At 33.7% G+C, this 21,382-nt stretch carries 20 protein-coding genes and 1 rRNA gene; 6 read left to right on the top strand and 15 right to left on the bottom strand.

The window, feature by feature from the left end; translation table 11 throughout:
* From A9G31_RS10210 to murA, 7 genes are all read right to left on the bottom strand, one after another.
* Positions 1 to 109, bottom strand: a 16S ribosomal RNA gene (locus tag A9G31_RS10210); the annotation flags it as partial.
* A gap of 586 nt (positions 110 to 695) precedes the next feature.
* Positions 696 to 1,766 carry an acyltransferase family protein gene (locus A9G31_RS10215; protein WP_065561554.1) on the bottom strand — a complete coding sequence of 357 codons (1,071 nt, stop codon included), beginning with the start codon at positions 1,764 to 1,766 and terminating at the stop codon, positions 696 to 698.
* Between the two features lie 140 nt (positions 1,767 to 1,906).
* The gene (locus tag A9G31_RS10220) at positions 1,907 to 2,167 is read right to left on the bottom strand and encodes a GNAT family N-acetyltransferase (protein WP_065561555.1); all 261 of its coding nucleotides are present in this window, start codon (positions 2,165 to 2,167) and stop codon (positions 1,907 to 1,909) included.
* Between the two features lie 233 nt (positions 2,168 to 2,400).
* Positions 2,401 to 3,363, bottom strand: a complete 963-nt coding sequence (gene pfkA / locus A9G31_RS10225) for a 6-phosphofructokinase (protein ID WP_065561556.1) — start codon at positions 3,361 to 3,363, stop codon at positions 2,401 to 2,403.
* Positions 3,364 to 3,456: 93 nt separating this feature from the next.
* Positions 3,457 to 4,353 carry a cation diffusion facilitator family transporter gene (locus A9G31_RS10230; protein ID WP_065561557.1) on the bottom strand — a complete coding sequence of 299 codons (897 nt, stop codon included), beginning with the start codon at positions 4,351 to 4,353 and terminating at the stop codon, positions 3,457 to 3,459.
* Positions 4,354 to 4,364: 11 nt separating this feature from the next.
* Complete coding sequence (locus A9G31_RS10235) at positions 4,365 to 4,940, bottom strand: DJ-1 family glyoxalase III (protein WP_065561558.1); 576 nt, start codon at positions 4,938 to 4,940, stop codon at positions 4,365 to 4,367.
* Between the two features lie 51 nt (positions 4,941 to 4,991).
* Entirely contained in the window at positions 4,992 to 6,245 is a 1,254-nt protein-coding gene (gene murA / locus A9G31_RS10240) for a UDP-N-acetylglucosamine 1-carboxyvinyltransferase (RefSeq protein ID WP_065561559.1), read from the bottom strand.
* Between the two features lie 304 nt (positions 6,246 to 6,549).
* Between murA and A9G31_RS10245 the strand changes: the two genes are divergently transcribed.
* The 4 genes from A9G31_RS10245 to can all read left to right on the top strand — a co-directional run bounded on the left by A9G31_RS10245 (position 6,550) and on the right by can (position 9,744).
* Complete coding sequence (locus tag A9G31_RS10245; RefSeq protein ID WP_065561560.1) at positions 6,550 to 6,747, top strand: YbdD/YjiX family protein; 198 nt, start codon at positions 6,550 to 6,552, stop codon at positions 6,745 to 6,747.
* A gap of 17 nt (positions 6,748 to 6,764) precedes the next feature.
* On the top strand, positions 6,765 to 7,805 hold the full coding sequence (locus A9G31_RS10250) for a CobW family GTP-binding protein (RefSeq protein ID WP_065561561.1): 1,041 nt from the start codon (positions 6,765 to 6,767) through the stop codon (positions 7,803 to 7,805).
* Positions 7,806 to 7,985: 180 nt separating this feature from the next.
* Complete coding sequence (locus A9G31_RS10255; protein ID WP_065561562.1) at positions 7,986 to 9,038, top strand: FAD-binding protein; 1,053 nt, start codon at positions 7,986 to 7,988, stop codon at positions 9,036 to 9,038.
* 46 nt (positions 9,039 to 9,084) lie between these two features.
* Positions 9,085 to 9,744 carry a carbonate dehydratase gene (gene can / locus A9G31_RS10260; RefSeq protein ID WP_065561563.1) on the top strand — a complete coding sequence of 220 codons (660 nt, stop codon included), beginning with the start codon at positions 9,085 to 9,087 and terminating at the stop codon, positions 9,742 to 9,744.
* Between the two features lie 14 nt (positions 9,745 to 9,758).
* On the opposite strand, the gene nrdG is transcribed toward can, so the two are convergent.
* The 5 genes from nrdG to trxA form a co-directional block, all read right to left on the bottom strand.
* Positions 9,759 to 10,223 carry an anaerobic ribonucleoside-triphosphate reductase-activating protein gene (nrdG, locus tag A9G31_RS10265; RefSeq protein ID WP_065561564.1) on the bottom strand — a complete coding sequence of 155 codons (465 nt, stop codon included), beginning with the start codon at positions 10,221 to 10,223 and terminating at the stop codon, positions 9,759 to 9,761.
* Between the two features lie 16 nt (positions 10,224 to 10,239).
* On the bottom strand, positions 10,240 to 12,375 hold the full coding sequence (nrdD, locus tag A9G31_RS10270; protein WP_065561565.1) for an anaerobic ribonucleoside-triphosphate reductase: 2,136 nt from the start codon (positions 12,373 to 12,375) through the stop codon (positions 10,240 to 10,242).
* A gap of 338 nt (positions 12,376 to 12,713) precedes the next feature.
* A complete protein-coding gene (gene gndA, locus A9G31_RS10275) occupies positions 12,714 to 14,129 on the bottom strand; it encodes an NADP-dependent phosphogluconate dehydrogenase (RefSeq protein ID WP_065561566.1) in 1,416 nt (471 codons plus the stop codon).
* A gap of 172 nt (positions 14,130 to 14,301) precedes the next feature.
* The gene (gene rho / locus A9G31_RS10280; protein ID WP_034910472.1) at positions 14,302 to 15,564 is read right to left on the bottom strand and encodes a transcription termination factor Rho; all 1,263 of its coding nucleotides are present in this window, start codon (positions 15,562 to 15,564) and stop codon (positions 14,302 to 14,304) included.
* Positions 15,565 to 15,927: 363 nt separating this feature from the next.
* Positions 15,928 to 16,254, bottom strand: a complete 327-nt coding sequence (trxA, locus tag A9G31_RS10290) for a thioredoxin TrxA (RefSeq protein ID WP_065561568.1) — start codon at positions 16,252 to 16,254, stop codon at positions 15,928 to 15,930.
* A 151-nt stretch (positions 16,255 to 16,405) separates the two neighbouring features.
* Here trxA and rhlB point away from each other — a divergent pair, with 151 nt between their 5' ends.
* The gene (gene rhlB / locus A9G31_RS10295) at positions 16,406 to 17,635 is read left to right on the top strand and encodes an ATP-dependent RNA helicase RhlB (RefSeq protein WP_065561569.1); all 1,230 of its coding nucleotides are present in this window, start codon (positions 16,406 to 16,408) and stop codon (positions 17,633 to 17,635) included.
* A 152-nt stretch (positions 17,636 to 17,787) separates the two neighbouring features.
* Here the strand turns inward: rhlB and A9G31_RS10300 are convergent, their stop codons facing one another.
* Positions 17,788 to 18,414 carry a TfoX/Sxy family protein gene (locus tag A9G31_RS10300; RefSeq protein WP_065561570.1) on the bottom strand — a complete coding sequence of 209 codons (627 nt, stop codon included), beginning with the start codon at positions 18,412 to 18,414 and terminating at the stop codon, positions 17,788 to 17,790.
* A 346-nt stretch (positions 18,415 to 18,760) separates the two neighbouring features.
* Between A9G31_RS10300 and A9G31_RS10305 the strand changes: the two genes are divergently transcribed.
* Positions 18,761 to 19,384 carry a hypothetical protein gene (locus A9G31_RS10305; protein ID WP_065561571.1) on the top strand — a complete coding sequence of 208 codons (624 nt, stop codon included), beginning with the start codon at positions 18,761 to 18,763 and terminating at the stop codon, positions 19,382 to 19,384.
* A 6-nt stretch (positions 19,385 to 19,390) separates the two neighbouring features.
* Here A9G31_RS10305 and glnB read toward each other — a convergent pair whose 3' ends face one another.
* Positions 19,391 to 19,729: a nitrogen regulatory protein P-II gene (gene glnB / locus A9G31_RS10310; protein WP_034910467.1), complete on the bottom strand. Its 339-nt coding sequence runs from the start codon at positions 19,727 to 19,729 to the stop codon at positions 19,391 to 19,393.
* A gap of 24 nt (positions 19,730 to 19,753) precedes the next feature.
* Positions 19,754 to 21,358, bottom strand: coding sequence for an NAD+ synthase (locus tag A9G31_RS10315; RefSeq protein ID WP_065561576.1), 1,605 nt, complete (start codon positions 21,356 to 21,358; stop codon positions 19,754 to 19,756).
* Between the last annotated feature and the right edge of the window lie 24 nt (positions 21,359 to 21,382).

A 21,382-nucleotide genomic window follows, 5' to 3' on the forward strand; every position in this document is an offset into this window, starting at 1 on the left:
CCCGTCCGCCACTCGTCATCAAGTGCAAGCACTCATGTTACCGTTCGACTTGCATGTGTTAAGCCTGCCGCCAGCGTTCAATCTGAGCCATGATCAAACTCTTCAATTTAAAGTTTGATGCTCAATAACTGTCTCTGACATATTCAAATGAATCTTCAGTGTCACTTATCAAGACTTAATTTTTTAGTCCGTAGACTTTAATCTTTCGTCTCGCAAGTGCCCACACAGATTGTCTGTTTCTTCTTTTTAAAGAGCTGACAGCTTCTATTCCCCATCAACTTTTCGTTGACTTAGTTCGCTGTCTCAAGGGTTGCGTATACTACGCTACACCTTTTTATTCGTCAAGATCTTTTTTTAAATTTTTGATCTTATTCACTGACCAATTTACCGCCTGCTTGTCGCTGACTGCGTGTCAGTGGATGCGCATTATAGGGGCTTAAAAATTTCCTGCAAGCGTTAATTGCAATTTTTTTTTCGTTTGCGTTTTATTTGTTCAAACCCATGTGTTCAATATATTTGACATAAACAAAATAAACGTAAATTGCTATAGAAAAAACAATTTATTAAGTTAATTTATACGAAAATATAAAGAACTTCATATTTTTAACGTGAATTTAGAATATTAATTTATATTCTAAATTTTAAATTTAATAAAAATATTTCAAAATACCAAATCAAATAATAAATGATATTATCTAACGAATTGCACCAATAAGGTATTTTGCTTTATTTTTGAAAACTAGTGTTATTATCTTAGCTATGGTAACACTTACGATTAAAGTAGATACCAAAAAGATTACTGCTCCCAATGATGCTAACCAACCATTGTCGGTTTTGATTACATAACCTAGAGGAGAAATATACAGTAGCTGTTCAAGTTCTAAAACAATAATTTCATGAATAAAATAGATAGGAAAACTAATATTTGCCATATAAGAAAAGAATTTATATAGCCTTCCTTCATTTGTTTTGTGATTAAGCCCATCTAAAAAATAAAGCGCTAATATAAATAAAATGATTTTTTGTAGTGTATCATAATAAAGATTTTCAACACCTAAATGGCTCATATAACGATAAGCAAATGGAATAAAAAAACATAAACCAAAAAGAAACATGACTAAGAATAAATTATCTTTGACTGTTTTGATAATGATTTGGTAATTTTGTTTTATCATCATGCCAATTAAATAAACTGGTCCATAATGCAACAAATTCAAAATAGGTTGAGTAAAATCAGGTTTAGTAAACATCACAACCCAAAACATAGCAATCAGACCAGCTACAATTAAACTCTTTTTCGACCAAAAATATAATAGAGGAGCCATTAAATAAATAATAATAATCATCGGTATAAACCACAATGGCAGCAGTTGTGTTCCTGTTAGCATCATCCTAACTATTGAGCTAACAACACTAGTTTCAGTCGATGAAAACCAAGGTAAATTAGATAAATACTGATAATGAAAAAAAACAAAGCAAAAAATAGATACCGAAACATAAGGACAAACAACAGTTTTAAGTTTTGATAAATAATAGGCCTTGGTATCAAATTTATAAGTTAGATGTTGAAATAAAAAACCAGCAATTAATACAAAAAAAGTAGTGAAATTAAAGGCAAATAAATTTAAAAAAGAAAATAAATAACTATTAGCAATTAAATGAGTATTTTTAAACACACCCAAACAGTGACTAAAAACAATCATTATAATTGCAACACCACGTAATACATGTATAGAATGAATTTTTTGCGGTTTTTCTGTTACCATTTTAGATACTGTAAATAATGAAATAAACTAGCATACATTATCACATTTCTATGTAACTGAAACTACAATTTATAAAAATAAATGTCTAAACAAATAAGCGATAAAATATCATTTAAAATCAAATTATTAAAAATTTACTGTCAATCTAATTTTCTAGCCAATTTTTTAATAGCAAACGAGCAAATAGGAATAATCTCACGCTTTTCTTGCTGTAATTTTTCTACTACACGGTCTAATAAATTATCTGCAATACCTTGACCACGATACGCAGAATCAACATAAGTATGATTAATAGTAGCTTTATCTTTTCCGACCCTTGTAAAGGTCATTTCAGCTATTTCTTTATTATTAGCATCACAAGCATAAAAACGATCATTATCTTCTAAAAAATGTAGTGTCATAAAATTACCAATATAACATTGTAATTAGTTTACTATGATTCACATCCATACTTGATAAATAACAACTCTTTTATTATTAAAAGCAGCCTAATTCCATATCGACTCATTTTAAAGGAGTTAGCAGATAAACAAATAGGTGAATGTTTAAAATATCATTTTCAACAGTTCACCTATTAATAAAACAATCAGATATTTATCTAATACTAATTATGCTTAAATGGCACAATTAACATTTAAAATAATCGTTTGGCTGTATTGTATAGATCCATATCAAATGGACGCTTCATATTATTGATAGCATCTATAATATCGTGATGTACTAATTTACCATTTTGTACGCCAACGCTTCTACCTGCATAGCCTTGTAGCAATAATTCAACTGCATAAGCACCCATACGAGACCCCAAAATACGATCATAAGGGACAGGAGAACCGCCACGTTGAACGTGCCCTAATACTGTGGCACGAGTTTCGTGATGAACAGCAGCTTCAATGTCTACTGCAAGTTGATTTACATCACACATATGTTCTGTAACAGTCACAATTGCATGTTTTTTACCTTTTGCAAAACCTAGCTTAATTTCTTCGATTAGATCTTCCTTCGTATAAGAAACCTCTGGAATAATCATAAATTCACAACCACCAGCAACTGCTGCATTTAAGGTTAAATCACCACAATCTCGCCCCATTATTTCAATGACTGAAATTCGGTTATGTGAAGAACAAGTATCACGTAATCTATCGATTGCTTCAACAGCAGTACTAAGCGCAGTAAAATAACCTATAGTATAATCAGTACCACGAATATCATTATCAATGGTTCCTGGTAAACCAATACATGGAAAACCTTCTTCAGTTAATCGCATTGCACCCATATATGAACCATCACCACCAATAACGACTAAAGCATCAATTTGATGTTTTTTTAGATTAGCAATGGCTTTTTGTCTTACAGCTTTATCTTTAAATTCTGGAAATCTAGCCGATCCAAGAAATGTACCACCACGAGTAATAATATCAGATACACTTGAACGCTTTAATTGAACAATGCGATCTTCGCAAAGTCCCATATAACCATCATAAACACCAAAAATATCCAACCCTTCTGATAATGCTGTTCTCACTACTCCTCGAATAGCAGCATTCATTCCTGGAGCATCGCCACCACTTGTTAAAATACCTATTTTTTTTATCATTTAAAATAACTCCAAATTATTAACTTTTAGTTATTATAGAGTCTTAACAGATATCTAACAATAGAAGATAAAGGCTATTTTTGATTAATTTTTCTACTTCATCATTTCGATAGGTACAACAGAAATCGGATCTTGATGAATAATTACTGTTGCAGGAGAAAATTCCTTAGAAATATGTTTTTCAATAGCATCAGCAATGGCATGAGCAGTGATTAAAGGCATATCATCATCTAATTCAAGATGCAATTGAATAAATTTGAGAGGGCCTGCTTGGCGGGTCTTTAGATCATGAAAACCTCTAACATCTGGATATGAAGCAACAATTTCAGCTATTCGCAAATTATCACTATCTGGTAAAGCGTGATCTAATAGGTCTTTAATTGCATTGTGTGCAATGTGATAAGCATTATAACAAATATACAAAGCAATAAAAAATGCAAAGGCCGCATCAGCATAAGTAATGCCATACCAACTTAAACAAAGTGCAATTATAACAGCAATATTCAACAACATGTCGGAAGAATAATGCAACATATCGGCTTGAATAGCATTACTTTTAGTGATTTTTACAACATATCTTTGATATAAAACAAGAATGCATGTTACTACAGCACAAACAGTTGAGACAATAATCCCCAATAAAGGTTCCTGTAGTTCATTCGGATAAATAAAAGAGCGAATACTAGAAAGTAACAAAATTATTGCAGAACCAATAATAAACGCGCTTTGTAATAATGCTGCCAAAGATTCTGCCTTGCCATGACCAAAGGTATGATCAGCATCTGCGGGTTTTAGTGCATAACGAACTAAAAAAAAGTTAACACCAGAAGCAAGTAAATCGATACTTGAATCTAATAATGAGGCAAATAAACTTATTGAACCGGTAAACCAGCAAGTAATAAATTTAATTATAATTAATGAAATAGAGATTGAAACAGCACCTAGCGTTGCTCTTTTAACTAATTTTTCATACAAATGTGAATTTGACATTTAGTGCCTATTTATTGATAGGATTCAATCCCCAATGGAAGAACTAGCTGCCGAGCGATCTCCGCTGCTTTCATTTCACCTAACAACACAGCAATAATTTTTAAAGCAAAATCAATAGACGTTGCGGGACCTTGGCTAGTAATAACTTTATACGACTCATCAAAATAAACCCTATCGGACTTCCAATTTTTAAACGCCTCTTTAGTGGTTGGATAACCGGTCATATATGCGTGTGGAAATAAACTATGATGTTGTAAAACCATAGCAGGAGAAGCACAGATTGCAGCAACAATACCGCCACTCTGGTGTGTTTGTTTCAATTTTTCGATCAACAATGGACAATCTCGAAAATTTTCAGCACCTTTAACACCTCCAGGTAAAACTACAACATCAAAATCAATGTATTGAACATCCGAAAGCATTTTTTTAGCCAAAATAGTTACTCCTCGAGAACATTCAATTTCACGAGTACTTGAGATACTAGCGGTAGTAACTTTAATATCAGCTCGGGTTAATAAATCTATTGTGGTTACCGCTTCTGTTTCTTCACAACCATTTGATAGAAAAACCAATGCTTGTTTTATCATCATTACGTTCCTTTTGAACAAAAAACTTACTAATTTTTTAGCGAAAATGAATTATTTCACCCTTTCAATATTGGCGCCTAATTTTCTTAATTTTGCTTCAATATTGTCATAGCCTCGATCTATATGGTAAATACGATCAACAGTAGTTAAACCTTCAGCAATACAACCAGCCAAAACTAAACTTGCTGACGCCCGTAAATCCGTCGCCATCACTTGTGTGCCACTCAATGTTTCAACACCATGGGTAATTAAGGTATTACCTTCAATTTCTGCTTTTGCACCCATGCGAATTAGCTCAGGAACATGCATAAATCGATTTTCGAAAATAGTTTCTTTAATGATTCCTGTACCTTCAGCAACCATATTTAGCAATGAGAATTGTGCTTGCATATCAGTAGGAAAACCTGGATGCGGAGCAGTATGAATGTTAACAGCTTTCGCCCTTTTTCCTTGCATATCTAAACAAATCCAATCTTCACCTACCTCAATCTTTGCACCAGCTTCCTTCAATTTAGAAAGCACTGCATCAAGTAGGGTTGGATCGGTTTTACGGCAAATAATTTTACTTTTAGATATAGCCGCCGCAACTAAAAAAGTTCCTGTTTCAATACGATCAGAAACAATCTCATGTACACCACCGCCTAAACATTCAACTCCTTCAATCTCAATGCGCATTGTACCTGCACCAGTAATTTTGGCACCTAGCATATTTAAAAATTTAGCGGTATCAACAATTTCAGGTTCACAGGCTGCATTTTCGATTATCGTTTTGCCTTCGGCTAAAGTGGCGGCTGACATAATCGTAACAGTCGCGCCAACACTCACTTTATCCATAACAATATGAGTGCCCTTTAGTTTTCCATTAACTGATGCTTTAACATAGCCTTCATCAAGTGTGATTGTCGCACCAAGTTGTTCAAGACCACTAATATGAAGATCAACAGGCCTTGCACCAATAGCACAACCGCCAGGTAATGAAACTTGTCCTTGTCCAAAACGAGCAACAAGAGGACCTAAAGCCCAAATTGAAGCACGCATAGTTTTCACCAGTTCATAAGGTGCACAATAATTATTAAGGTGACTTGCATCAAGGTGAATAGAATCATTTCGTTCACATTTTACGCCTAGCTGGCTTAGCAATTCTAAAGTTGTATCGATATCTTTTAACTTAGGAACATTTCGAAGTTCTACTGGTTTTTCCGCCAAAATTGCAGAAAATAAAATAGGTAGCGCAGCATTTTTTGCGCCAGAAATAACTACTTCGCCATTTAGCGATGTTGGTCCTGTTACGTGAAACTTTTCCATTATTAACTCTTATGCGTGACAAATTGGCGATTATTATAGAAGTTATTTACTAATAATTAAATGAATTTCATTAAAAAATTGAAAATATTACTTTTTTGAATTCACTAAAAACAACTAAAAATCAATAAGTTCAAAATTTTATCTCATTTTGAATCTAGTAAATAATTACGATTAATCAATGATTGACTCAAACAAATTAGCGCCTTATAGTGAATATACTATTTTCACATATAATTTGGGTTATATAACATAGACCGCAAGGTGCCCTTATTGCAATACGATAATATTCAGTCGAGAGAAAAATATGTTTAATTCACTTGCCAAAGCAGGAAAATATCTTGGTCAAGCCGCTAAATTAATGGTTGGCATCCCTGATTATGATAATTATGTTCAGCATATGAAGCTCACTCATCCAGAGCAAACGCCCATGACTTATGAAGAGTTTTTTAAAGAGCGCCAAGAGGCGAAATATAGTGGTAAAGGTGGGTTTAAGTGTTGCTAACAATTAGTGGGGTATAAATGACAAAATCTATTCCATCTTCGTTATTGCCAGTCACTTTATTAACAGGATTTCTTGGTTCAGGTAAAACCACACTCATTAATTACTTATTAACACATAACCATAACGAGAAAGTAATTATTATCGAAAACGAATTTGGCCCTGTAAATATTGATAGCAATTTACTAAATGTTAATAGCGAAATTCAAATCGTCGAAATGACTAATGGCTGTATTTGTTGTACGGTGCAAGGGGAACTTACTGAAGCATTACACAAATTACATGAAAAACGCTCAGCTGGTGAATTACAATTTGATCGACTCATTATCGAAACAACCGGTCTTGCCGATCCTGCACCTATTATTCAAACCTTTTTCATTGATGATTTAATTCGTGAAACAATTCAACTTGATGCAATTATTACTCTTGTAGATGCTCAACATATTTTAAAACATCTTAATGAACATCGCGTTGCTCTATCACAAATTGGTTTTGCTGATCGTATTATTTTAACTAAAACTGACTGTATTAATAACGAAAAAAAAGCAGAGGTAATTAATCGAATCCATAAAATTAATCATAAAGCGATTATATTTGAAGCTGTAAAAGGTCAGATCCCAAAATCGCAATGGCTTGATATACATGCCTTTGATCTCAGTGATGAATTAACAATAAATAAAGGATTTTTTGTTATCAATCCGACCCAAAAATTTGAAGCAGACTTTAAACCATTGCCACTACAAAAACAAGTGACTTCATGGGATGACAACGTTTGTTCATATCTTTTTGAAGCGGGTGAACTTGATCTAAAAAAAATCGGTGCATTTATGGAAAGTCTCGTCGAACAATATGGCAACGACATGTTACGCTATAAAGGTGTTTTAGCTATTAAAGATAATGATCAACGATTAATTGTTCAAGGTGTACATAAAGTTGTAGGATTTGACTATGGCTCACCTTGGCAAAACTCATCAGAAAGAATATCCAGATTAATAATAATTAGCCGCACTCTACCATTTAATGAATTAAATGAAGCGTTTTTAAAAACAGTGACAGATTAAAAAAATAAATTCATTAAAAAAGAACAATTACATCTAATTTTATACTGAAACATATAGTTACCGGAAACTTTTTTACAAGTTAACTGGCATAGGTAAACTCTCATCTTTAATAGTCACACATAATTTAATTTGCTAACATAAACGGTTTTTTAAACATGATAAAACAAACTATACAATAACATGGATTACGATATCGCAATTATAGGCCTTGGACCAGCTGGCAGTACGCTAGCCCGTTTACTGAGTCCTTCATTCAAAGTCATTGCATTAGATACAAAGCATAAAACGGGAAATGAAGGATTTCATAAACCTTGTGGTGGGCTATTAGCAGATGATGCTCAAAAAGCCTTTGCTAGGCAAAATATAAACTTACCCACTGATATTTTAACTGATCCTCAAATTTTTAGTGTCAGAACTTATGACTTACAAACCAAACTTGTTCGCAATTATCAGCGGAGTTATGTAAGTTTTGATCGGCACAAATTTGATCTGTGGCTAAAGTCACTAATACCATCAAATGTAACCGTTCTTCATAATACACTCTGTAAAGAAGTAAGGCGCATTATTGATGGTTATCAGATCACTTATCTTGATGGAAATAAAAATGAACACAACGCCACTGCTCAATATGTAGTCGGTGCTGACGGAGCCAATTCTCTGGTTAGACGAATGCGATATCCTCAACATACGATAAGACAATATATAGCGATACAACAATGGTTTACAGAGCAACATCCAACTCCATTTAATTCTTGTATATTCGACAATGAATTAACCAATTGCTACTCGTGGAGTATTTCAAAAAATGGTTATTTTATCTTTGGCGGTGCTTTCCCTAAAAAAGTAGCGAATCAAAATTTTGAACAATTAAAAGAAAAATTAACTACACAAGGGTTTATTTTGGGTAAACCTCTCAAAACAGAAAAATGTTTAGTGGTTTATCCAAATCGGCTACGTGATTTTTATACTGGCAATGAAAATATTTTTTTAATTGGTGAAGCAGCTGGTTTTATTAGTGCAAGTTCGTTAGAGGGTATTAGCTATGCTTTGGATAGCGCTGAAATTTTAAGTAAAATATTAAATAGTGGCCATCCAAAACCTAATAAATGTTATTATCAACGTACAATACCATTACGCTTCAAGCTTTATAGTAAAATTGTTAAAGCCAAACTATTAACAACTCCTTTGTGGCGTAAATTAATAATGAAAAGTAAGATTCAGCATATTAAATAACTTAAAATAAAAAAATAATAATGAAATATATTGGAAAATATTAATTATGTTTGATGTAAATGATTTAATCCGTTTTAACCACGAATGGTCAGAAAAAATAGAGCAAGAAGATCCTGAATTTTTTAAACAACTTGCAGTTGAACAAAATCCGAAATTTTTATGGATCGGCTGTTCAGACAGTCGTGTGTCAGCAGAAAAACTCATTAAGTTAAAGCCCGGTGAGTTATTTGTGCATCGTAATGTTGGTAATCTTGTAATACACACTGATTTAAACTGTTTATCAGTTGTTCAATATGCTGTGGATGTACTTAAAATTGAAGATATCATTGTTTGTGGTCATTTAGGTTGTGGTGGAATTCGTGATGCAGTTGAAAATCCTGATTTAGGGCTAATTAATAACTGGTTACTGCATATTCGTGATCTTTGGTTTCGAAACAGCTCACTTCTAGGGGAATTTCCTCCCGATATCCGTTTGGATGTTTTATGTGAACTTAATGTAATTGAACAAGTATACAATCTTGGACACTCTACAATTATTCAATCTGCATGGCAACGAGGTCAAAAAGTTAATTTACATGGTTGGGTTTATGGGATTCATAATGGCAAAATTACTGATTTGCATATCACTTCATCAAGTAGCGAAAATCTTGAAATTAACTACCGAGAAGCTATTTCTTATCTTCTAAATTTACATAAATCCCAGTAGTTAGCTCATAATTCTTATTTAAAACGATGGATAATTTGATTGCTGCTTCCTCGCCACAATAGACGAGGATCAGCAAGTTCTTGTACAAATTTTCCATCAATTAACACATCAATATAAGGAATAACCGCTTGTTGTTCAGTTGTTAACTCATCAAGCTTATACCCAGTCCAAAGCCAGATATCTTTATTATCGCACTCAGATTTAACACGTTGAATCAGTTTTAATATAGTTGCGACGTTTTGAGGATGCAAAGGATCACCGCCAGAAAGCGATAATCCTTGACGTTTTATTTCGGTATCTTGTAAATCTTTAATGATTTGATCTTCAAGTGCTTGTGTAAATGGTAAACCAGAATTTACTCCCCATGTACTTTTGTTATAGCAACCTGGGCACTGATGTACACACCCGGCAACAAAAAGAACACAGCGAGTTCCTTCCCCATTAACAACATCAACAGGATAATAGCGATGATAATTCATAAATATTTATTGATTATTAACCAATTTGACCATTATTTAAATGTTTAACTCGACGTTTTACTTCTTCTTGTTTACCTGCATTGAATGGGCGGGCATCAGGACTACCTAAATATCCACAAACACGACGAGTAACCGATACTTTTGAAGAATCATGATTACCACAACTTGGGCAAACAAAGCCTTTGCTAGTACAAGAAAATTCACCAGTATAACCACATTCATAACATTCATCTATTGGCGTATTAGTCCCATAATAAGGAACTCGTGAATAACTATAATCCCAAACATCTTCTAATGCTTTGATATTGTTAATCATATTTGGATATTCGCCATAACAGATGAAACCACCATTAGCAACTTGAGGATAAGGTTTTTCAAATTCAATTTTTTCGTACGGATTAACCTTTTTCTCAACATCAAGATGGAAACTGTTAGTGTAATAACCTTTATCAGTAACACCTGGAATTACACCAAATTCAGCCGTATCAAGTCGGCAAAATCGATCACATAAATTTTCGCTTGGTGTGCTATATAAACTAAACCCATAACCGGTTTCGTTCTTCCATTGATCCACCGCATTACGTAAACGCTCAACAATTGCCACACCTTTTTCGCGTAATTTATCACTATCAAATGGATGCGTTTGATTTCCGAAAAGTGCATTTAATGTTTCATGAAGACCAATATAACCTAAAGAAATTGAAGCTCGCCCATTTTTGAAAATTTCAGAAACATTGTCATCTTCGTTAAGCCTTACACCACAAGCACCTTCCATATATAAAATTGGTGCCACTCGTGCTTTTACGCCATCAAGTCTAGCAATACGCGTCATTAATGCTTTTTTACATAGTCCTAAACGTTTATCTAAAATTTCCCAAAATCTAGCTTCATCACCTTTAGCTTCAATAGCTATACGAGGCAAATTTAGACTAATTACACCTAAATTATTACGCCCATCATGAATTAACTGGCCGTTTTCTTCATAAACGCCCAAGAAACTTCGACAACCCATTGGCGTTTTAAATGAACCCGTCACTTCAACAACTTTATCGTAATTTAAAATATCTGGGTACATCCGTTTACTTGCACACTCAAGTGCAAGTTTCTTAATATCATAATTAACATCGCCCTGTTTATGGTTAATACCATCTTTAATGGCAAAAACAAGTTTTGGAAAAACTGCTGTTTTATGATTTTTACCTAATCCTTTGATACGAACTTTAAAAATAGAGTCTTGAATTAAGCGTGATTCCCAACTAGTTCCTAAACCAAAACCAAAAGTAACAAACGGAGTTTGTCCATTAGCAGTGTGTAAGGTGTTTACTTCATATTCAAGAGATTGAAACGCATCATAACACTCTTTTTGAGTTCGGCTTTCAGCATAAGCTTCTGGATTTGGGATATTCCATTCTTCAGCAACTTGTTTGTGTTTGTTATAACTAATAGTAACAAACTTTGCTAAAACCTCATCGATGCGATTAATGGTCGTGCCACCATAAATATGACTAGCCACTTGTGCAATAATTTGTGCAGTTACTGCAGTTGCTGTTGCAATTGATTTTGGTGGCTCGATCTCAGCATTGCCCATTTTAAAACCATTAGTTAACATACCATCTAAGTCAATTAACATACAGTTAAACATAGGGAAGAATGGCGCATAATCTAAATCATGATAATGAATTTCACCACAATCATGAGCACGAGAAATATCTTTAGGTAATAAATACTGCTTCGCATAATGTCTTGCTACAATACCCGCAAGTAAATCACGTTGAGTTGGAATCACCTTGCTATCTTTGTTAGCATTTTCATTTAAAATGGCGACATTACTTTGCTCAATTAACCCTCGAATATCTTGATTTAGACGGCTACGTTCTTCACGAGCACGATCACGATCATGACGATACTCAATATAAGTTCTCGCTAATTTTTTATAAGGGCCTGACATTAACTGATTTTCAACTGCATTTTGAATTTCGTTGATATCAACACTTTCACGTTCGCTCATTTGATTAGTAACAACACGAGCAACCGCTGCGCAATAATCTGGGTCATGAACATTCGCCGCCACAGCTGCTTTGACAATTGCATCTTTAATTCGAGTCTCATTAAATGCAGTTTGACAACCATCTCGTTTTATTACTACAGGCATATATACTCCTCAATATTCATTAATAACTAGCGCAGGCGTTATACCAACATTAATATTCGTTGTTATTATTCATTTTTTATCAAATTATTAGTTTTTTTGATATAATCCCAAATTTTGCCACCGCTCAAATACTACTATATGTAGTAAACTATATTAAATTATACACCATATATAGTGTTTTTCTACGATTTTTAATAAATGAAATCACTTGACAAGTTTAAAATCAATAACGACAAGGAGTTATGAAGTATTGAGATACAAAAGGGGGAAAAAGCTCAACAAAAGTGCAAACTTACTTGCACTTTTGTATAGCGAAATAAAATTATAAATTGAAAATATTAAGATTCAATATTTAACCAATCGGTATGAAACACGCCTTCTTTATCAATACGCTCATAGGTATGAGCACCAAAATAATCCCGCTGTGCTTGAATCAAATTAGCTGGTAATACCGCTGATCGATAACTATCATAATAAGCAATCGCTGCTGAAAGTGTTGGGACAGCAATACCTTGTTGTACCGCTAAAGATACCACATCACGTAATGATTGTTGGTAAGCCTCGACCGTTTGATTAAAATAAGGCGCTAACAACAAATTATCAATTTCATTATTATCGGCATAAGCGTCAGTAATTTTTTGAAGGAACTGTGCACGAATAATACAGCCGGCTCTAAAAATCTTAGCTATTTCACCATAATTTAAATTCCATTGATATTTATGAGAAGCAGCTTTTAGCTGTGCAAAACCTTGTGCATAAGAGATAATTTTACCCATATACAGTGCTTTACGGACTTTTTCTATGAGCTCCTGCTTATCACCACTATAAGGCGCTTTTTGAGGACCTTTTAACACTTTTGCCGCCGCAACTCGCTGATCTTTAATTGCTGATAAATAACGAGCAAATACAGACTCAGTGATTAAAGATAAAGGTTCTCCCAAATCTAAAGCACTTTGGCTGGTCCATTTACCTGTACCTTTATTGCCTGCCGCATCTAAAATCACATCAATTAAATAATTACCGTTTTCATCTTTATGCTTAAAGATATCAGCGGTAATTTCAATTAAATAACTGTCTAACTCGCCTTTATTCCAATCTGTAAACACCTCAGCAAGTTCATCATTAGTTAAACCAACAGCATGTTTTAATACCCAATAGCTTTCAGCTATCAGTTGCATATCGCCATATTCAATGCCATTATGTGCCATTTTTACATAATGACCTGCACCATTTGGACCGATATAAGCAACACAAGGTTCACCATTAGCTTTAGCCGCTATTTTCTCTAATATAGGAGCAACTAGTTCATAAGCCTCTTTTTGCCCACCAGGCATAATTGATGGACCTTTTAGCGCTCCCTCTTCGCCACCTGAAACACCAGTACCAATAAAGTTAAATCCTTCTGCTGATAATGTTCTGTTACGACGAATTGTATCTTCAAAATAGGCATTCCCACCATCGATAATAATATCACCTTTATCTAAAAGTGGACGCAACTCATCAATTACTGCATCAGTACCTTTACCTGCTTGCACCATAATCAGGATACGGCGTGGTTTTTCTAAAGAATTGACAAAATCTTCAATTGTATAATAAGGAACCAATTTCTTATCAGAATGTTCAGCCATGACTTGTTCTGTTTTATCTTTAGAGCGATTATAAATAGCAACAGAAAATCCACGACTTTCAATATTGAGCGCAAGATTTCGCCCCATAACTGCCATTCCAATAACACCGATTTGTTGTTTTGACATGATTTGGCTCCTTTATTAAACCTCTATAACCTTAACCATAAGGTTTTAACAACACCTAAAACTTAATTAAGTTTTATAAATTACGCTATATTTTGCCATAAAAAAAGCCGTATCAGAATACAATACGGCTCTTTTTCATGACTTTAATGATATTTACTATCAACTGAATAAATCATGAACGTTTCATCATTTCGAAAAACTCATCATTAGTTTTAGTCATGGCAAGTTTATCGATCAAGAACTCCATTGCATCAGTCTCACCCATTGGGTTAAGAATTTTGCGTAAAATCCACATTTTTTGTAGTTCATCAGGAGAAGTCATTAGATCTTCTTTACGTGTACCAGAACGATTAAAGTCAATAGCAGGGAACACACGACGTTCAGCAATTTTACGCGATAAATGGACTTCCATATTACCTGTACCTTTAAACTCTTCATAGATAACTTCATCCATTTTAGAGCCAGTATCAATCAATGCTGTTGCAATAATTGTTAAACTACCACCTTCTTCCACATTACGTGCCGCACCAAAAAAGCGTTTTGGACGATGTAATGCATTCGCATCCACACCACCAGTCAACACTTTACCTGATGAAGGAACAACTGTATTGTATGCACGAGCCAAACGGGTGATCGAATCTAATAAAATAATGACATCTTTTTTATGTTCAACCAAACGTTTTGCGCGTTCAATAACCATTTCAGCAACTTGAACATGTCTTGCTGCTGGTTCATCGAATGTCGAAGCAACAACTTCGCCTTTAACTAGACGTTGCATTTCAGTCACTTCTTCTGGACGCTCATCAATCATTAATACAACTAACTCGCATTCAGGATGATTAACCGCTAAGCTTTGAGCAATGTTTTGTAAAAGCATTGTTTTACCCGCTTTAGGCGGTGCAACAATCAAGCCACGTTGACCTTTACCAATTGGTGATGCTAAATCAAGAACTCTTGCGGTGATATCTTCGGTAGAACCGTTACCTCGTTCCATTCGTAAACGAGAATTTGGATGAAGTGGAGTTAAGTTTTCGAAAAGAATTTTATTGCGGGCATCTTCAGGCTTATCATGATTTACTTCGTTTACTTTTAACAAAGCAAAATATCGTTCACCTTCTTTTGGCGGACGGATTTTACCTGCAATGGTATCACCAGTCCTTAAATTAAATCGTCGAATCTGACTTGGTGATACATAAATATCATCAGGACCAGCTAAATAAGAGCTATCAGCTGAACGCAAAAAGCCAAATCCATCTTGCAAAATTTCCAGTACGCCATCACCAAAAATATCTTCACCACTTTTGGCATGTTGTTTTAAGATTGCAAAAATAATGTCTTGTTTTCTAAGTCGGGCAAGATTTTCAAGCCCCATCTTTTTTTCACCAAGCGCTACCAGCTCGGAAACAGAAGTGTTTTTTAATTCAGTTAAATTCATAATTTTAAAAATTCTTGAGGATAAAATTGATATGTTTGCAATTTAGTATTATTTTTGTGTAATTTTTTTATGTAATTATAAAAAATATCTCTTACAACACTTAAATTCAATCGATTGCTAAGCTTTTGATGATAATTGAACGTTTGAATATAGAATTTCACCACTTTACCAATAAAAACAATGAATTGTAGAAAGGAATACATGTAAGAGGTAGACAGATTACACTAAAATCATTAATTTGTCTATATTTAATTGAATAAGATTATTATAGAACACTAAATCTAGTAAATTAAAAGCATGAGCAAAAGAGTAATGTAGAATCCATTACCCCATTATCTTTACCAAATATAAAATATTTATCTACTATAATTGAGGATCAATAAAATTTTTAAGTTGTGCTTTAGATAAAGCCCCTACTTGAGTGGCAGCCACTTGTCCATTTTTGAAAATCAATAAAGTAGGAATACCTCGAATACCAAATTTAGGTGCTATATTTGGGTTTTCTTCAATATTCAATTTAGCAATAACAATTTTATCACTATATTCTTGAGCTATTTCTTCCAAAATTGGAGCAACCATCTTACAAGGCCCACACCATGAAGCCCAAAAATCAACAAGTACTGGTTTTGATGATTCATTAACAACTTTATCGAAAGTGGCTTCTGATAACTGAACAATATTATCACTCATTTTTATCTCCAACATATTTAATTTTTAACCATAATAGATTACTTTGAATTTCTCTACTAGCGATTAGTATAATAGGATATAATTATTAGTGATGCCACTGCATTTAGTGTGTTATAATCTCACAATTCGGATAATTATATTAACAACCATAATGATTCAATCATATCTTACCCAAACAACTTTTAGCCAATTTCCTCTTCATCCTTCAGTGTTAAAAGCGCTTGAAAAAAAAGGGTTTGTTTATTGTACGCCAATTCAAGAAAAAACATTACCGCTAACCTCCAGTGGAATGGATATTGCAGGACAAGGGCAAACAGGAACAGGCAAAACCATGGCGTTTTTGGCATCAACATTTAATCATTTGTTGAATCATGCTCCCTTACCCGATCACAAAACCAATCAACCAAGAGCTATCATTATTGCTCCAACACGCGAATTAGTAGTACAAATATACCATGATGCTGAACTACTATCTGAAGAAACAGGTTTAAAATTAGGATTAGCTTTTGGTGGTGATGGCTATGATAAACAATTAAAAATGCTTTCCACAGGGGTCGATATTTTAATTGCAACAACAGGACGATTGATTGATTATGCGAAGCAAAATTATATTAATTTAGACGCAATTCAAGTTGTCGTATTAGACGAAGCCGATCGCATGTTTGATTTAGGATTTATCCGCGATATACGTTGGGTTTTCAGACATATGACTCCTCCACAAAAAAGATTAACCATGTTATTTTCCGCAACATTAACACATAACGTACGTGAATTAGCCTTTGAGCATATGAATAATCCTCAATATGTTGAAGTTGAACCAGAACAAAAAATTGGTCATCGCATCAAAGAAGAGCTATTTTTCCCATCTAATGAAGATAAATTAGCACTTTTGCAAACGCTAATTGAGGAAGAATGGCCAGATCGTTGTATTGTGTTTGCTAATACAAAAGTAACTTGCGAAAAGATTTGGCGACATCTTGTTGCTGATGGTCACCGTGTTGGATTACTAACGGGTGATATTGCCCAGAAAAAACGTTTATCAATTTTAGAACAATTTACCCAAGGTCATCTTGATATTTTAGTCGCCACCGATGTCGCAGCAAGAGGATTACACATTCCTAATGTTACTCACGTTTTCAATTATGATCTACCCGATGATTGTGATGATTATCGTCATCGAATTGGAAGAACAGGACGCGCTGGAGCAGAAGGTTACTCAATATCATTAGCCTGTGAACGTTATTCGCAAAATTTACCTGCTATTGAAAAAGCAATTGATCATGCTATTCCTGTTAGCCAGTATGACCCTTCTGCGCTACTGGTTGATTTACCTAATCCAAAACCATTTAGACGTCCACCACGTAGAAAAGCATCAAAATAACTAAAGAGTAAGTAAAAACAGTAGGTACAAATAATATCAATTATAAAAACTATCTAAAAATGCCATTATACTTTGTTATAAAGCATTTTTAGATAACTATTATTGTCATATTGTTACTATACATATGTTTTGATTAACACAATGAAGCAAAATTATTCTTTATATAAATCATTATCTACCTGGCTTAAAAAACATTGATATTCAAATTCAATTTCTTTTTTAGTTTCCTGGGACAAAGTTGCAACATGAAATCGATGTAAAGAACTATATAAAACAAACAATATGTTAATTGAAATAGTTTCTTTTTTTTGTTTTATTTTATAATATGCACATAAATATCCTACCTTTTGCAAGGTATCAACATCTTTAATTCCAACACTACACAACAATCTTTCTAGCGACAAAGTCATATTTGGCAACTCTTTTATTCGTTTTGCTTTAATTTTACTTTTTTCATATTGCTCTTTTTTAGTATATTTTATTACCATCTGAACCATAGAAATCAATTGTTCATGATCCTTAAAAAGCTCATTACTCACTCTATAATAATCAAGCAATTTAGTTGACATGCCTGTTGTTATACTTAATGGTTGCATATCCAAATCAATAAAAAGCGAACGGTAATCAGGGTGCCCTCTTAAATAAAAGTTTTTTTGGATAATCCAGCCAAACATTACATCTTTACTATTAACGCTAAATCCTCCAAAAAAGGTTTTAATTGAAATATCTTCAACGTCAGAAAGCTCTGTTAAAATTCGATTTGCAAATGTTGAGCACATAATTAATTTCCATCTAAACTTTATTGAGTAACTGAAGTAACTTACTGGTTAATCTAAATTATAGCTATTTTATATTCAAACTATTTCTAAATTAATTCATAAATATGCGATCTGCATTCCATATATAAACATAAAACACATTATTGCTTGATAAATTATATTTTTGTGAACTTAAGTTAATTTTTGTGAATTTAAATTAATTTTTGTAAGCAGCAACTACAAAAAAAGATGACCATTAATAATTCTTAAAAAAAGAAAATAGCTTTAACATTGTTATTCTGTCGTAATAATTATACAATCACGGCTAATAAATTTTGGCGCCTTAATTTTGTCGAATCGAATCAACATGATAAAGAACATTATTACTCTATTTTTTATATTTTATTCTTTTATCGCATCAGCCGATAAAGTACCGTTAATTGATTCATTAACACCCTGCACTCCTGATTTTTTTAAAAAAATTTATAACAATAAAGAAGAATTAGAAAAATATACTGACATCAAAATTTTTGATAAAAATCAGGCCTATATTGCTGTTAAAAATCGCGCAGATATAACTAAAAACTATGTTTATTTCAAAACCCCTATGACTTATAAAACCTTAACAATTACTGGCTATTATGATAGCGCCATGGACCTTGGTAAAATGGGGAAATATTATTTCTGGGGATTTATAATTGAGAATGATATTAATCAAATCAAAGATACTTTGAATTTTGTAGATTGGAAAAATATGGAAGATAACTTACTGTATATCGCAAATCCAAAGATTCGTAGTATTAATGACGACATCAAAACTTGGCATAAAAATACCGGAACTGTCGTCGGTGTTAAAACCATTCCAGCACCGGATACCACCGAAAAACTACTGTTACTTGAAAAAAGTCCCAATATGAACCTTCTTATTTGTTCGATTCAAGGTATTGTGACTTCTGAACTACTCAAACAAGAACGACCTGACATTCAGTAATTTAAACTAAATCGCAGATTCATCCATTTCGCCAGTTCGAATACGGATGACTTGTTCAACGTTATAAACAAAAATTTTGCCATCGCCAATTTTACCGGTTTGTGCTGTTTTCATAATAGTCTCGATACACATTTCTAAAATATCATCAGACACAATAAGTTCAATTTTCACCTTCGGCAGAAAATCAACCATATATTCCGCACCGCGATAAAGTTCAGTATGCCCCTTTTGACGACCAAAACCTTTAACTTCAGTAACGGTCATACCTGTAATACCTTGATCAGCAAGAGCCTCTCGAATATCATCTAATTTAAATGGTTTAATAATAGCTTCAATTTTTTTCATATTTAATTTACCTTTAATTCAAGATCACCAATTTTTAAATCCAAAAGCAGAAGTAATAGGATAACGGCGACCTTTGCCAAAGTTACGAGCTGTTATTTTAGGACCGACCGCTGATTGGCGACGTTTATACTCATTTATATCAACCAATTTAATAACACGCCTTACAGTTGCTTCATCATAACCTTGCGCAATAAGTTGTTCAACGGAAAGATCAAGTTCAACGTAACCTTTCAAAATTCCATCTAAAATATCATAAGGTGGTAAACTGTCTTCATCTTTCTGATCTGGTGCTAACTCTGCTGATGGAGGGCGAGTGATCACTCTTTCAGGAATAACATAAGAACGAGTATTCCGATATTTTGACAATGCAAAAACCATGGTTTTAGGCACATCCTTTAGTACATCAAAACCACCTGCCATATCACCATAAAGCGTTGCATAACCGACCGACATCTCGCTTTTATTACCAGTGGTAAGAACCAATCTTCGACGCTTATTTGATAGTGCCATTAAAACAACACCACGACAACGTGCTTGAAGATTTTCTTCAGTGGTATCTCTTGGCGTACCAACAAACATTGGACTTAACGATGCCATAAACGCATCAAACATTGGCTCAATCGAAATAATATCAAATTCAACCCCTAATATTTCAGCTTCTTCTTTGGCATCAGCAATACTAATATCAGCAGTATAACGAAATGGCATCATCACAGCTTGCACTTTATCTTTACCTAGCGCATCAACTGCAATAGCAAGGGTTAAAGCTGAATCAATCCCTCCAGAAAGCCCTAATACTGCACCTTGAAAGCCATTTTTAGTAACATAATCGCGAGTCGCAAGTACCAATGCATCATAAACTGAAGCTAATTGATCATTTTCATTATTATCAATTATCGCCTGATGATTTACACCATATTCAAAAGAAGAAACTTGCTCCTCAAATGATTTTAGCTGACAAACAATTTCACCAAGCTCATTACAAACAAATGATCCGCCGTCAAACACCAGCTCATCTTGACCGCCCACTTGATTAACATAAATGAAAGGTAAGCCTGCTCGTTTAACATGCTGTTTAACTAAATCACGACGATTTTTCTGCTTGTTGCAATCATAAGGCGAAGCGTTAATAGCCACAACAAAATCAGCTTGAGCCTTATGGATATTATCAACTGGCTCAAATTGCCAAAGATCCTCACAAATTAGTAAACCAATCTTTTTACCCTTAAAATCAACTACGCAAGTTTGATTGTCAGCTGTAAAATAACGCTTTTCATCAAATACATCATAATTAGGTAATCGCTGTTTATGGTAGCGAGCTAACAATTTTCCATCACAAAAAAATGAAAGAGCATTGTAAATATTTTGATTTTGCCAATGTGGATGTCCAACAATAACTGCACAGTGTTGACTCGCTTGTTGAATCAATGATAATGCTTTTTGGCAACGAGCTTTAAAATCAGAACGAAAAATTAAATCTTCAGGTGGATAACCACACAAAGCAAGTTCTGAAAAAATAATGAGATCATCGGAGGAGTGGCTATTTATCAATTCAATAATCTGTTGAACGTTCCCTTCAATATCGCCCACACGCCAATTTTTTTGTGCTAAAACAATAGATAAAGACATATAAAATTTAATATCACAAATCAA

The sequence above is a fragment of the Gilliamella sp. Gris1-4 genome (genome assembly GCF_001690335.1).
GTDB classification, from domain to species: Bacteria; Pseudomonadota; Gammaproteobacteria; order Enterobacterales; family Orbaceae; genus Gilliamella; species Gilliamella apicola_P.

Bases quoted from the DNA above. Each gene is read 5' to 3' on its own strand.
- pfkA (WP_065561556.1), bottom strand. From the start codon at position 3,363: ATGATAAAAAAAATAGGTATTTTAACAAGTGGTGGCGATGCTCCAGGA.
- A9G31_RS10255 (WP_065561562.1), top strand. From the start codon at position 7,986: ATGGATTACGATATCGCAATTATAGGCCTTGGACCAGCTGGCAGTACG.
- A9G31_RS10305 (WP_065561571.1), top strand. From the start codon at position 18,761: ATGATAAAGAACATTATTACTCTATTTTTTATATTTTATTCTTTTATC.
- A9G31_RS10315 (WP_065561576.1), bottom strand. From the start codon at position 21,358: ATGTCTTTATCTATTGTTTTAGCACAAAAAAATTGGCGTGTGGGCGAT.
- murA (WP_065561559.1), bottom strand. From the start codon at position 6,245: ATGGAAAAGTTTCACGTAACAGGACCAACATCGCTAAATGGCGAAGTA.
- trxA (WP_065561568.1), bottom strand. From the start codon at position 16,254: ATGAGTGATAATATTGTTCAGTTATCAGAAGCCACTTTCGATAAAGTT.
- can (WP_065561563.1), top strand. From the start codon at position 9,085: ATGTTTGATGTAAATGATTTAATCCGTTTTAACCACGAATGGTCAGAA.
- A9G31_RS10300 (WP_065561570.1), bottom strand. From the start codon at position 18,414: ATGTGCTCAACATTTGCAAATCGAATTTTAACAGAGCTTTCTGACGTT.
- gndA (WP_065561566.1), bottom strand. From the start codon at position 14,129: ATGTCAAAACAACAAATCGGTGTTATTGGAATGGCAGTTATGGGGCGA.
- A9G31_RS10220 (WP_065561555.1), bottom strand. From the start codon at position 2,167: ATGACACTACATTTTTTAGAAGATAATGATCGTTTTTATGCTTGTGAT.
- rho (WP_034910472.1), bottom strand. From the start codon at position 15,564: ATGAATTTAACTGAATTAAAAAACACTTCTGTTTCCGAGCTGGTAGCG.
- A9G31_RS10235 (WP_065561558.1), bottom strand. From the start codon at position 4,940: ATGATAAAACAAGCATTGGTTTTTCTATCAAATGGTTGTGAAGAAACA.
- nrdD (WP_065561565.1), bottom strand. From the start codon at position 12,375: ATGCCTGTAGTAATAAAACGAGATGGTTGTCAAACTGCATTTAATGAG.
- nrdG (WP_065561564.1), bottom strand. From the start codon at position 10,223: ATGAATTATCATCGCTATTATCCTGTTGATGTTGTTAATGGGGAAGGA.
- glnB (WP_034910467.1), bottom strand. From the start codon at position 19,729: ATGAAAAAAATTGAAGCTATTATTAAACCATTTAAATTAGATGATATT.
- A9G31_RS10250 (WP_065561561.1), top strand. From the start codon at position 6,765: ATGACAAAATCTATTCCATCTTCGTTATTGCCAGTCACTTTATTAACA.
- A9G31_RS10245 (WP_065561560.1), top strand. From the start codon at position 6,550: ATGTTTAATTCACTTGCCAAAGCAGGAAAATATCTTGGTCAAGCCGCT.
- rhlB (WP_065561569.1), top strand. From the start codon at position 16,406: ATGATTCAATCATATCTTACCCAAACAACTTTTAGCCAATTTCCTCTT.
- A9G31_RS10230 (WP_065561557.1), bottom strand. From the start codon at position 4,353: ATGTCAAATTCACATTTGTATGAAAAATTAGTTAAAAGAGCAACGCTA.
- A9G31_RS10215 (WP_065561554.1), bottom strand. From the start codon at position 1,766: ATGGTAACAGAAAAACCGCAAAAAATTCATTCTATACATGTATTACGT.